Genomic DNA, 13,291 nt, shown 5'->3' on the forward strand with positions numbered 1-13,291 from the left:
ATACCGTATGTGTGATGGCAGTTGGCACAGGATGCTTTTTACTGTAAAAAAAAGGGATGAGTCTGGAAATGTAACCCATGTTTGCAAAATACGTGAAGAGTTGAGGCGTTTTTTTATTAAACTAAAATTAGGGAAAAGACATGTGAAATACGATGATGAAAAATAACTATATAAAACAAAAAAGAAAAGATCAAAATCCGGTAAATCATTGGAAAATTTTTGAGGGACGGTTGGTATTCCTTCTGGCAATGGTGATTTTGTTTGTTGTTGCATATACTTTTATTTTACAACAAGCATATACCCAAACTGCTCTGAAAACAGAAATTGAACGAGATATTTCCAGTGCAGATGCGGTTCATAAGCTGGTAAATCACAGACTGGGACGAAAAGATTTTAATGAAATAAAAAGTAAAGCTGATGAGAATACAGAACTATTCAAGAATATATCGACATATATGAATGAAATCAGAACGCTGAATTCTACGAGATATATTTACACAGCAACCAGAAATGAAGACGGTAGATTGATTTACGTTGTAGACGGACTGGATCCATCGGCTGGTGACGTCAGACATCCAGGAGATCCGATTGAAAAGGAGATGGTTCCTTATATAGAAAAAGCACTTTCTGGAAAAACAGTATATTCTCAGGATATTGTTGATACAACATGGGGACCTATTTTTACAGCCTGTTATCCTGTGACAGCGGAAGATGAATCTAATGAAGTGATAGGTGCTTTCTGCATAGAAATGGATATGCAGAAAGCGTATGGAATGGTTGAGAAGACGAATAAGTTAAGTATTGTACTGGGATGCATTACAGCGTGTATTTTGTTAATATTATGTACCTGTGGATATTCTGTATATAAGAAGCAAAAAGAAAATGAGCAGAAACAGCAAAAACTGTTGCAGGAAGCTGCAAGACTGGCCGATTCAGCTAATAAAGCAAAATCAACATTTCTGTTTAATATGTCTCATGATATTCGTACCCCTATGAATGCAATCATTGGATATGCAGAATTGGGAGAGAAACATTTAAAGGAGCCAACTATATTAGAGGATTACTTTGAAAAAATATTATTGTGCGGAAAGAAAATGCTGCATTTGATTGATAACATTCTTGAATTAGCACGAATCGAAAACAACCACGCAACGCTGGATGAAACAATAACAGATGTTTCTAAAAACTTTGATTTATGTATTGATATGTTTAGGAAACCGATAGAAGAAAAACATCAAACACTGAAAGTCAATAAGAACATTCGATATCCATACCTGTATATGGATGATGCAAGATCATCTGAAATTACGATTAACATTTTGAGTAATGCTGTGAAATACACGGGGGAAGGCGGTAACATAAGCTGTACATTGAACCAATATCCCGGCGAAAAAGAAGGTTGGAGTGTATTAGAGCTTATCATAGCAGACAATGGAATCGGAATGTCAGAAGAATTCCAAAAACATATTTTTGAATCATTTTCACAGGAACGATCTTCGTCAGACAGCGGAATAGAAGGTAGCGGACTTGGCATGGGAATCGTGAAGAAACTGGTGGATTTAATGAATGGCAAGATCACAGTTCAGAGCAAACCGAGAGCAGGTTCTACTTTTACAATCACGCTTCCATTAAAAATAGCAAATGAGGAAAAAAGGAATCCGAAACATGCAGACGGTCAGTTGAATATCAAAAAACTGGAAGGAAAAAGGGTTCTTCTGGTAGAAGATAATGACTTGAACGTAGAAATTGCAACGGAACTTTTGACGGAAGAGGGAATCATAATAGAAAGAGCGGAGAACGGCGTTGCATGTATTGATATGTTTAACAAAGCAAAGCAAAATTACTACAGTCTGATTCTGATGGATATTCAGATGCCGATTATGAACGGATATGAAGCATCCAGGAGAATTCGAGAACTGAAAGACGGTAACAAATCGCAGATTCCAATTGTTGCAATGACAGCAAATGCTTTTGAAGAAGATAAGAAGATGGCTTTTGCAAGTGGCATGAATGATCATGTTGCAAAACCAATAGATATGAATGTATTATTGCCGACTATTATGAAATATATGTAAAGGAAGAAAGAAGGACACTGATTTTGCAGTCAGTGTTCTTCTTACATATCAGTCGACTAAAGAAAAACATTTTATAGTTGTACATTATCTCGTTGAGAAGGGTAAATCTGTGAACTTTGTTCACTAAGCAGAGCAGTGAAATTTTGACGAATGATATTTAAAGTCTTTTGCTTTTTCAGTAATTCTTGTTTCTCCCGGACAGTAGCAGCCTGTTTAGATTCAAGGTTTTCAATCCGCTGATCAGCCGCTTTAGCAGAAGCATCAACGTCAGAAATATGCTGCTGGGTATCTTCCAAAAGGCAATGTGAATATAAAGAGATCAATACTGCAGAATTGCAAAAACAGAGCCGACAGTTGACCTCGGAAAAGATGAAACTCTATGATGATTACAAAGATGGTCGTATGGGGCGTGATTTGTATAAGCAGAGAGCTGAAAAGATAAGTGGACAGCTGGATGAAATCAAACGAAAAATAGAAGATACGGGAGCGGTTTGCTAACGTTGACAGGTTTATGGCCGGAGAATTGGAAAAGGATGATTACCTGAGAGTACGGCAGGAACTGTCCCGGAAGACGGAAAGTTTGAATCAGCAGATAACTGAGGTTACAGCAAAGCTTCATGAGAGTGAAGCGGCTGCCGATGATGGCGTGCGTGAAGCAGTTGCCACGATGAAGAAGTATTCTGGGGAGCAGAAACTGACCAAGGAGATAGCGGATGTGTTCATTGATAGAATTCTGATATATGATTCGAAGCATATTGAGATTCAGTGGGAACTTCCGGATGAAGTAATAAAATTCATAGAAAAATGAGTAGGAAAGACCGACTATTGCTTGTTGAGCAGTAGCTGGTCAGTTTTTTATTAAGCCGCCTTAACTGCGTCATAGCTATCCTTCATGGCATAAGCCCTATTTGGATGTGTGACTTTCAAGGCGTAAATTATCACGCCTGATTCAAAAAGGGCAATGGCTGTGACGGCTGCAGGCCAACCTTGCAGGGTGACATTGAGGTGCGTGTTTTTGATAAGTGTAGGGATGCTGTCTGCAGCTTGGATGAGTTTGTTTTCCATATTAGAGTCCTCCTTTTGATTTGCTGTGATTTGTAGTTTTCATGATCTTATTTTAGTACGAACATTCTCTAATAGATAGAAGCAAAAGTAATATTTTTTCAGCCCCTTTATTTGCGAGAAAATATGTGATATCATGTGATTAATCTATTATTACACGCCCCCTAAAAGGGGCTATGGGAGAAAAACTTTGGAAAAAATAAATATATACGTGCCTGAAAACATCGGAGCAATGATAGAAAGTGATGCTACGATGTTCGAGGTGTATAAGAAAGATGGAAGAACCATCAATAAGAACAGATTTTTAGGAATGCTTATTATTGGTTATTATAACGACTATGTGACAGAGGCAAAGGCTGCCTATGATGCAATATTATCAGCTATAGATACTGACAAGGTGAGTATCAGAGATAAGGAACGTATTGCCGATAGTATCCTTAAAAATGTTGTTCTCCCAACGGTTCCTTTACGGAAAGGAAAAAATCCTGCAAAGCTATCTTTGAAACCAACAAAGGATACAGAGGCTTTGATTCAACAGATTCTCCTGGACCTTGAGGGATCAGATTATATATCACAGTACTTTTGCAGAATGTTTATGAGCTACTGTGAAAATCCGTTCAGCAAAAGGGAACAGATCATTTTCAAAGATAACTATGAGTCACTACAAATGGCTTGTAGTGCGAGACGGAGTATTACGTTTAGAACAATATGGAATGAAAAAAACATACATGAGGTTATTCCTTATAAAGTTGTGACTGGTCCGGAGGAAATGTTTAATTATTTGTTATGTGCTGAATACAATCAAGATAAGGGAGTACAGGAGGCGCGAACTTATAGACTAAACAGAATAGACAAAATAAATTATGGTAAAAGCATGGGGGCAATTGATAATTCCGTAAAGCAACATATGAAACTTATGCTTCATTATGGACCACAGTACATGATAAACAGTGATGAAGAAGCCTGCGTCAAGCTAACGGCAGCTGGGGTGAAGTCCTTCAATCGTATCTACTATGGAAGGCCACAGTACGAACGGATTGAGGAGCATGAAGGCTGTAATTACTATTATTTCAGATGTTCAATGGACCAATTGTTTTTATATTTCAAGAGATTTGAGGGGAAAGCCGCAAAGATTATATATCCAGAATCACTTAAAGAAAGAATGATGAAATTTCATTCAGAGACTTTGAAGAATTATGAGGAAGAATAAAATGATGGATATTTTTAAAATGATTTCAGATGGATCAAAATATATCGCCTGGTCTCATTTGGGCAAGACATTCGATAAATATATTGACGAGGACAAAGACGAATATTATCTCTTAGTCCCAAATCAGGATGTAATAGACAGGTGGAGTATCGGAAGGCTGTTCCAGAAATATCATATGCTTGAGTTGTTTGAATTGTCCAATTGCTATTTGGGGTCGTTCAACGAACCGTATATGTATTGGCATATTTCAAAAAGAAAACCTGAATTCGTAAAGACCGCTGTGATTTATGATTTTGCGCATCCATACAGGGATAATGAGAGTTTCAATGGATCACTTCGTATACCGGATAAATATACGGATGGATATAAAAGATATATAGCGTTGATTGAAAAATGGATAAAGAACGATGAAATGCCAGCGGGTGAAAAACATAGCTATGAGTTTAACTTGATCAAATATTCAGAGTTTGATAATTCTAAACCTTATCCCAGATTTTATCGTAAGAGTAATAATGAGATTAGAGAATTACTTAGAACTGCTCAAATTGTACCCTTAAAAGAACTTGCTGATGTGGTTTGGGCTACGGCAGTTAATGGAGGTAATGATGTTACCAGAGTAAAATCATTGGATCCAAACAAAGCTCCTACATATCCATATATACCAGAATTGCAGTGCATCGATCATTTTATATCTACGCAAAAACTGCATAAGGGAGATATTGTTGAATTAGGTCATCAATTTTTTTTGGTGGATAAAGAAAGCGACTTTGATCTTTATGCACCAATGGGAACTAAGGTCATTCGTGCAAGAAGTGTATGTCCTGAATATCTATATTTATATCTTAATAGTCGAACGGCAAGGAGAATAACAAATACATATAGAGTGCCATTAGAAGATTATTCATCTACAAGCCTTGGAGGTTCATTAGAAGAATTCCCCGTTATTGTGCCAGAGAAAGAGGAACAGTTTTATAAGGAGGAATTTCATAAAATTTCTGCTCCTGACAAAAGATTCTACGTTATACCTGAGGAAGAAAGTGATGTAGAAACACTCGAACAGGCGCTTGCGGTAGAGCTGATGGAAAAGATAAAACTGAACAGTGAAACTTTGGTTAAAAAACAAATAGAAGAGGATGTTAATGAGTTGAATATATGTTTTAGTAATAGGGCATATAAATCTACACTGATACTTGCAGGATCAATTATGGAAGCATTATTGATTGACTGGCTTTCAGAAATTAGAGGAATTAATTATTTCGAAGAAACACTGCGCAAAAGGAAATATGACAAAATCAATAAGTGCTATGAGACAGATAAAAACGGCTGTTACATTTATATGGATAAGACTAGAGCAGATCTAGCTGATTATATAGATGAGATAAGGGATATTAAGAAGCCTGAATGGATGGAGGAAGCAGAAGAGGCTCATAAAATTAGAGATAAAAGAAATCTTGTTCATGCAAAGCTTTGTCTTAAAAAAAGCGCAGAAATCAACGAGGAAACTTGCAATGAGGTGATAACATATCTGAAGAAAATTATAGAATCAAGGTGGGCATAGAGTTATAGAATATGCCATCCGGAAAAATGTCCGAAAAACCCTTTAGACCTATGTTGACATACTCTGGCGAAGCTCACCACAGTTCTGCTGCCAGTTACAAACGCATCATGGACTATTTTATCCCTCGTCTCTGGCTTGGAATGACTGCCACACCGGACAAACGAGATGACAATCTGGAAGGAAGAAATATTTATGAGATTTTCAATCATCAGATTGCTTATGAAATCCGTTTGCAAAATGCAATGGAAGAAGATTTACTCTGTCCTTTTCACTATTTTGGAATTAAAGATCTGGAAATTATCAATGACTGTGGAAAATCATCGGAAGAGAAGATGGAGAATTTCCGGTATTTAACTTCAGATACCAGAGTCTTAAATGTTATGAAGCAGGCTGAGTTTTCCGGATACAGTGGAGAGCGTGTCAAAGGACTTATTTTCTGTAGCCGAATTGATGAAGCAAAAGAATTATCCGTCAAATTCAACGAAAAGGGGTGGCGGACAATTGTTCTCAGCGGAAGCGACTCAGAATCAGTGCGTGAAGACGCAATTGAACGCCTTACGGGAGATGACATCAAAAATGCATTAGACTATATCATTTCTGTTGATATATTTTCTGACGGCTGGGAATTCCCCGGTGGAAAGATCGAACCAGACGAAACGCCAGAACATGCCATCATAAGGGAAATTAAAGAGGAATTAGATACGGAAATCGAAGTCATTCAGCTACTTGACACCGTAGAATATGACTATCCAAAATTCCACCTATCAATGGATTGTTTTATCTGTAATGTAAAATCCGGCGATCTGATCCTAAAAGAGCATGAAGCTGCCAAATGGCTCACCAAAGAGACTCTTTACAGCGTAGACTGGCTTCCGGCAGATCAGGCGCTGATTGGAAAAATTGAAAAATATTTAGAGGAGCATGCTTAATTATGCCATTACAAATCGTCAGAAATGATATCACCAAAATGTCCGTAGACGCCATCGTCAATGCCGCAAATTCCTCCCTGCTCGGCGGCGGTGGAGTGGATGGCTGCATTCACCGTGCAGCAGGGCCCAAGCTTTTAGAGGAATGCCGCACATTAGGCGGCTGTCAGACCGGAGATGCAAAGATTACAAACGCCTATGATCTGCCTTGCAATTATGTCATTCACGCAGTAGGTCCTATATGGAGAGGCGGACAGTTTCATGAGCGGGAGCTGCTTACTTCCTGCTATGAAAATTCCTTAGCACTTGCAAAAGAAAAACATTGTGAAACCATAGCATTTCCACTGATTTCTTCCGGAATTTACGGCTATCCGAAAGCTCAGGCGCTGAAGGTTGCAATCGACGCGATCAGCGCATTTCTTATGGAAAATGATATGACGGTATACATCGTCATTTTTGATAAAGCAGCTTATCGGATCAGCAGCAAACTGTTTTCTGATATTGCATCTTATATCGATGATCATTATGTAGAAACACACATTAACAAAACATCCGAAGCAATGAGGCGCCAGAAGCAGTTCCGGGAAATGGATCTCTGTGAAAGCATATCTTTACCAGATCCATCAAATGTACCGATAAGTAAGGCTGCAACTTTGGAAGATGCCTTGCAGCAAATGGATGAAAGCTTTTCTGAAATGCTGCTTCGGAAGATTGATGAAAGTGGAATGACCGATTCTCAGTGTTATAAGAAAGCCAATATTGACCGGAAATTATTTTCCAAGATTAAAAATGACAAGTACTACAAACCATCCAAACCGACCGTTCTTGCATTTGCGCTGGCACTCGAGCTTCCGCTTCCGGAAATTCAGGATATGCTGATGAAAGCAGGATTTGCCCTGTCTCATTCCAGCAAATTTGACGTAATCGTTGAATATTTTATCTTAAAGCAAAATTATAATATTTACGAAATCAATGAAGCACTATTTGCCTTTGACCAAAGCCTGATTGGAGGCTAAGAAGAAAATAATTTTGCACACAGCGTTGTTCGCCTGATATGATTCTGTAGAAATTTTCTGATCCATAAAAAAGTGTCGCTTTTCATGCGACCATTTCCCCAAAAAATGGCAGTATCCTATAGTTACAAACAAAATAAGCCATTACTTAGGAGGAAATTTAGTATGAGAAAAAATCTGACAGAAGTTGTATTTATTTTAGATCGCAGCGGATCCATGAGCGGACTGGAAAAGGACACCATAGGCGGCTTCAATTCTATGATTGAAAAGCAAAAAAGAGAGGCAGGGCAGGCGCTGATTTCTACCGTGCTTTTTAACAATAACAGTAAAGTCCTTTATGACAGAGTAGAGGTGCAGAAGATTCCCTCTATGACAGAAGACGATTATTCTGTGTACGGCTGTACGGCTCTCCTGGATGCGATCGGCGGTGCTATCCATCACATTGGAAATGTCCACAAATATGCGCGCACGGAAGATGTACCAGAGAATACCATTTTTATCATCATGACAGATGGTATGGAAAATGCAAGCCACATTTATCGCATTGATAAAGTAAAGCAGATGATCGAACGACAAAAAGAAAAATATGGATGGGAATTTCTCTTTCTTGGCGCAAATATTGATGCGATTGAAACAGCCAATCATTTTGGAATTAACGCAGATAAAGCTGCCAATTATCAATGTGACTGCGAAGGAACTACATTGAATTACGAGGTGTTAAATGACGCAATTTCTGCTGTTAGGTGCAATGCAGCGCTTGATTCTAGTTGGAAGAAGCGAATTGATAAAGATTATCAAAAACGTGGACAACATAGCCGCGTAGATTGATGAAACACACAAAGAGCAGGGGATGAACTTTCCAAAGTTCTTTCCCTGCTCTTTCCACATTCATTTATTCCATCACTTCCCCGATCACCTTCATCATCTCATCCACCCGGAACGGTTTCATAATAAACCCATCCATCCCGGCATCCAGCGCATGTTTCCGGTCTTCCTCAAATGCATTTGCAGTCATGGCAATGATTGGAATCTGTGCCTTCTTCACATCTGCAAGCTGACGGATTTTCTGTGTCGCTTCGTATCCATTCATCCGTGGCATCTGTACATCCATCAGGATAAACTGATATGTGCCTGCTTCCTTATCTTGAATTTCTTCCACACAGGCGCATCCATCCGGAACCCAGTTCACAAGAATCCCTTTATTTTTCAAAACTTCCATGGCAATTTCTGCATTTAATTCATTATCTTCCACCAAAAGTACATGCATTCCGTCAAGACCTATTTTGTATTCCTTTGCTTTATCTGATTGATGAAGCTGATTTTCCGTTGCAATCCGAAGGGGAAGTGAAATCTGTATTTTGGTTCCCTGACCGGAATTACTTTGGATTATCACATCACCATGCATCAGATCTACCAGTTTCTTCACAATCGCAAGTCCAAGCCCTGTTCCTTCAGTCTTGCTCTCGGTAGAAGTTCGCTCTCTTTCAAATGCCTCAAACGCATGTTTCTGAAATTCTTCAGTCATACCGATTCCGGTATCCTTTATCGTGAATTTGTATTCGGCAAATCCAGGTGCGATCATTCTCTGGACGCAGCTAAATGTGATCGTTCCTCCCGCTGGGGTAAATTTAACTGCATTATTCAGTACATTTACCAGAACCTGCTGCAGTTTTGTCGCATCACACCATACCAGTGGATTTTCTATTTGATCCTCAACTTTGAAATCAATCATTCCCTTTTGGATGCTGTATTCGAGCATCATTTTCAGATTTTCTTCCATTTGCTTCAGGTCAGTTACCATCTCCACAATTTCTGCCTTTCCACTTTCGATTTTAGACAGATCCAACACATCATTGATGATCTTCAGAAGAATCTCACCAGATGCCTGAATTTTGGAAATTGCATTTTTTACAATTTCTTCATCATCCGGATGTTCTGCAATAATATCAGAAAATCCAATGATCGCATTCATCGGGGTACGGATATCATGGGACATATTTGCAAGGAAAGCATTCTTTACCTCACCGGCTACTTTCGCTTTCCGTGTCGATTCTTTTTCCAGTTCCAATGCATTGGACAGTCTTTTCCGGTGTTCAAACTCCATCTGATTTTGCTGGTGCTCCACCATGAACAGGTAGGAGAGCAGTGCTCCGATTACCAGGCAGTACGGTTGGAACGGATACGCCCCATAAAGTGGAATGATATAGGTATTTACCAGAATTCCGATCAGTGGAACTGCTGAAAACAGTGCCGATTTTATGAGATATCTGACACCCTTTGTATTGTTCATGAATAAAATGAAGAATGTCTGTGCAAATGTATAAACGTAATAAAACAGATTGAGTACGGCAAACACTCCGAAAAATGTACCGCGTATATAGGTCCGGTTCCGTGAAAATCTCCAGACAATTCCCGTCGGAACTGAAAGAAGCACCATCAGAATCAGGAGAATGAACGGAATCATTTCCGCAAATCTTTGCTTCTTTGAACGGTTAATCCCCATATAACTCTGCATAAACAAATGCCACACATATGGCATGATTACATAAACCAGATAAAAGAAAAACACAACCAGCTTAAACTGCAAAAAGTTTCCTGACTTACCTAAGAGTTCTTTCATAAACAATGCATCCATTAACACATAAAGCTCTACCATGCCAATAAAGATCATCGTATATTTTTTACTCGGGCTCCATGTAATATAATACCGGATCCTTAAAAAGATGATCGTCAGTATTATCATCATAAATATTGTGTTGCTCAAATAAATACTACTCATTTTCCAGTCCCTTTTTTCTTTCGTTTTGTCTCATTATTTCTTTCATTATTGTATACTTTTTCTATGCGTTTCGCAATCCATATGTTATACTATTGAGTAAAGGTATCTCAAGGAGGATTTTACAAATGAAAATAGCAGTAACATACGAAGGCGGATCTATTTTCCAGCACTTCGGAAAGACAGAAACTTTTAAAATGTATGAGGTAGAAGACGGAAAGATCACTTCCATGCAGATTGTTCATGCTGGTGGCGCCGGACACAGTGCGCTTGCAGGATTCCTTTCTGAGCAGAGTGCAAATGTTCTGATCTGTGGCGGTATCGGAGAAGGTGCACAAGAAGCGCTGAAAGAAGCCGGTATCAAAGTTATATCCGGTGCAGCAGGAGAAGTAGATGCGGCAGTGAATGCCTATCTTGCAGGAGAACTGGAATCTGCAGGTACAAATTGTGACCATCACCACGAAGAAGGTCATTCCTGCTGTGGACAGCATGAAGAAACAGCAACAGAAGAAGCTTCTGCTGAAGAAGAACATTCCTGTGGCGGACACTGCAGTGGATGCAGCGGATGTGGTGGCGCACATGTGCCGGATTTTGAAGGTCCGAATGTCGGAAAGACCTGCCGTACCCATTACAGAGGTACCTTTGATGATGGTACCCAGTTTGATTCTTCCTATGACCGCGGAGAGCCATTGGAATTTGTATGCGGAGCCGGACAGATGATCCATGGTTACGATAAAGCCGTTGCAACAATGGAAGTAGGACAGACCATCAACATCCATCTGATGCCTGAAGAAGCTTACGGCATGCCGGATCCACGCGCCATTTTCACGCTGGAAATCGCACAACTTCCTGGATCAGAAGATCTGGAAGTCGGTGCACGTGCATATCTGACCAACCAGTACGGACAGCCATTCCCGGTAACCGTAACCGAAAAGACAGAAACCAACATCACATTTGATGCCAACCATGAGATGGCTGGAAAAGAACTGAACTTCCAGATCGAACTGGTAGAAGTAAAATAGTAAATATGAAAAGTGATTTAAGCGCCCCTTTTATTTCGTCATAAAGGAGGCGCTTAAATACTAAGATTATATTTTTGGAAATCGATAATTAGACAACGGAAAGGAGATTTGCCCGTGCTAGATTCAGAATTAAAAACATATCCATGGAATCCAACCGTAAAAAAGAAAGCCCGCCGCGTGTTCATGCTGAGATGGTTGATCGTCATCCTGGCTGCCGCTGCAATCTTTTTTCTGACCTATCAGAAACTCACTACCAATGTCTGGGGACTTACGGCTTTCCTTTGCCAGCTTCTTGCCGTTATCGAACTTGCTTTCGGACTTCAGTTTGTAGAAGCCGGATGGAGCAGAAAGATATCGAGTAGAATGCCACTGGACGAACATTATGAGTATGCGCTTTATATGTATCATATACAATCTGTCCGCGATCTTGCTACGAATAACCGCATGCTGCTCCTGATTGCAAGCCTTGAAATCCAGCTTGGGAAATACGATCATGCTACACAGACAATTACACAGATTTCTGTTGAAAAATGCACACCGGTCCAGTTAAAACAGTTGTATTATATGCAGATCTTACTGGCAGCAGAAGTGGGAGATACTGATACAAAAAATCAGTTTTTAACCCGTTATACAGGAATTCCTGACACAAACGGTGAATATCCATCTGAAGCAGAACTTACCACCTGGATTGAAGCAGAAGAAATGGACAGACTTATTTCTGCATTAAAAAAATTTACTCCGACAAGAAAAGAGCATATCCTGCGTACTTGTCTGATTACAATCGTTCTGGCATACAGTACCTTTTTCTACGGTGCATGGTATGGTATCAATAAAAGCGCAGGATATGCAATCCGCTATTATTTTGCTGAAATATCCGTCATCTTCGTTTCCGTCACCTTGTCCTGCCTGCTGATCTGGGGCATGATCTGTCTGTATAAAAAGCAAAAAAGCCTTCTTAATAGGAAAGCAGCCAGACGAATAATTGCCGTTTCTTATGCCGCACTGACTCTTTTCTTACTTTCTCTGATTGGTTACAGCTTTTTAATTGTGAGCTTTGGCGTAGAAGGAACGGAAACCGTAACCGGTCAAGATCAGCATTATATTTATCTTTCCGTACAGCCTGATTATGGCATCGCTACACAATACCGAACTGATAACCTGATTTATATGCAAAAAACGGGTTTGTTTTTACCGAATACAGATACTTTAACAGAATCCTCTGTACCAGATTCCGACCCGAATGATTCTGAAACACAAGATAGTAGTACCACTGATTCTACCGAAAATTCTCCGGCACAGGAATCCCAGAAGGCTTCACCGCTTCAGGACGAAATGCGTGCTGTGTATCAATATATCCAGCAACAGAATCCCCTTCCGGATATGAATTTCACTTACACGGCAAATGCAAAGGGCGAAAATTACGCGATCCTCTCTGAGACAACAGAAGAGAAGGATGGCACAACAGTAAATGTCAATTACTGTCTGTATGATAACGGTTCTAAGACAGATGAAAATAATAATACTTTCGAAGAATTGGTTCTGGAAAAGGTATATCCGGATGGTGGATATGAGACAGAACTGGTTGATTTCTATCTGGTAAATCCGGAGACTTTGGAAGTTATAGATGAGCAGAAATCAAGCTGGTAATT

Annotated in this window: 12 protein-coding genes and 1 pseudogene; 10 read left to right on the plus strand and 3 right to left on the minus strand. The window is 39.5% G+C overall.

Going from position 1 to position 13,291, the window contains the following annotated elements; genetic code table 11:
• Positions 1-152 precede the first annotated feature (152 nt).
• Positions 153-2,075 (plus strand): hybrid sensor histidine kinase/response regulator, encoded by a 1,923-nt coding sequence (locus PGU50_RS13240; protein ID WP_270247161.1) that lies wholly within the window; start codon positions 153-155, stop codon positions 2,073-2,075.
• Between the two features lie 71 nt (positions 2,076-2,146).
• On the opposite strand, the gene PGU50_RS13245 is transcribed toward PGU50_RS13240, so the two are convergent.
• Positions 2,147-2,371 (minus strand): hypothetical protein, encoded by a 225-nt coding sequence (locus PGU50_RS13245; protein WP_270247162.1) that lies wholly within the window; start codon positions 2,369-2,371, stop codon positions 2,147-2,149.
• Between the two features lie 58 nt (positions 2,372-2,429).
• Here PGU50_RS13245 and PGU50_RS13250 point away from each other — a divergent pair, with 58 nt between their 5' ends.
• Complete coding sequence (locus PGU50_RS13250) at positions 2,430-2,573, plus strand: hypothetical protein (protein WP_270247163.1); 144 nt, start codon at positions 2,430-2,432, stop codon at positions 2,571-2,573.
• An 82-nt stretch (positions 2,574-2,655) separates the two neighbouring features.
• The gene (locus tag PGU50_RS13255; protein ID WP_270247164.1) at positions 2,656-2,883 is read left to right on the plus strand and encodes a hypothetical protein; all 228 of its coding nucleotides are present in this window, start codon (positions 2,656-2,658) and stop codon (positions 2,881-2,883) included.
• Positions 2,884-2,933: 50 nt separating this feature from the next.
• Here the strand turns inward: PGU50_RS13255 and PGU50_RS13260 are convergent, their stop codons facing one another.
• Entirely contained in the window at positions 2,934-3,140 is a 207-nt protein-coding gene (locus PGU50_RS13260; RefSeq protein ID WP_270247166.1) for a hypothetical protein, read from the minus strand.
• Between the two features lie 187 nt (positions 3,141-3,327).
• Between PGU50_RS13260 and PGU50_RS13265 the strand changes: the two genes are divergently transcribed.
• The 5 genes and pseudogenes from PGU50_RS13265 (at position 3,328) to PGU50_RS13285 (ending at position 8,672) form a co-directional block, all read left to right on the plus strand.
• The gene (locus PGU50_RS13265; RefSeq protein WP_270247167.1) at positions 3,328-4,347 is read left to right on the plus strand and encodes a WYL domain-containing protein; all 1,020 of its coding nucleotides are present in this window, start codon (positions 3,328-3,330) and stop codon (positions 4,345-4,347) included.
• A 1-nt stretch (position 4,348) separates the two neighbouring features.
• A complete protein-coding gene (locus PGU50_RS13270) occupies positions 4,349-5,905 on the plus strand; it encodes a hypothetical protein (RefSeq protein WP_270247168.1) in 1,557 nt (518 codons plus the stop codon).
• A gap of 68 nt (positions 5,906-5,973) precedes the next feature.
• Positions 5,974-6,834: pseudogene (locus tag PGU50_RS13275) on the plus strand (NUDIX domain-containing protein); the annotation flags it as partial.
• 2 nt (positions 6,835-6,836) lie between these two features.
• On the plus strand, positions 6,837-7,847 hold the full coding sequence (locus tag PGU50_RS13280) for an O-acetyl-ADP-ribose deacetylase (protein ID WP_270247169.1): 1,011 nt from the start codon (positions 6,837-6,839) through the stop codon (positions 7,845-7,847).
• 162 nt (positions 7,848-8,009) lie between these two features.
• Positions 8,010-8,672 carry a vWA domain-containing protein gene (locus tag PGU50_RS13285; protein ID WP_270247170.1) on the plus strand — a complete coding sequence of 221 codons (663 nt, stop codon included), beginning with the start codon at positions 8,010-8,012 and terminating at the stop codon, positions 8,670-8,672.
• 64 nt (positions 8,673-8,736) lie between these two features.
• On the opposite strand, the gene PGU50_RS13290 is transcribed toward PGU50_RS13285, so the two are convergent.
• On the minus strand, positions 8,737-10,623 hold the full coding sequence (locus tag PGU50_RS13290; protein ID WP_270247171.1) for an ATP-binding response regulator: 1,887 nt from the start codon (positions 10,621-10,623) through the stop codon (positions 8,737-8,739).
• Positions 10,624-10,748: 125 nt separating this feature from the next.
• Between PGU50_RS13290 and PGU50_RS13295 the strand changes: the two genes are divergently transcribed.
• Positions 10,749-11,642: a NifB/NifX family molybdenum-iron cluster-binding protein gene (locus PGU50_RS13295; RefSeq protein WP_008370312.1), complete on the plus strand. Its 894-nt coding sequence runs from the start codon at positions 10,749-10,751 to the stop codon at positions 11,640-11,642.
• A gap of 114 nt (positions 11,643-11,756) precedes the next feature.
• Complete coding sequence (locus tag PGU50_RS13300; protein ID WP_270247172.1) at positions 11,757-13,289, plus strand: hypothetical protein; 1,533 nt, start codon at positions 11,757-11,759, stop codon at positions 13,287-13,289.
• Positions 13,290-13,291: the final 2 nt, after the last annotated feature.

Source organism: Coprococcus sp. AM11-30B (assembly GCF_027674365.1).
GTDB lineage: Bacteria > Bacillota > Clostridia > Lachnospirales > Lachnospiraceae > Allocoprococcus > Allocoprococcus comes.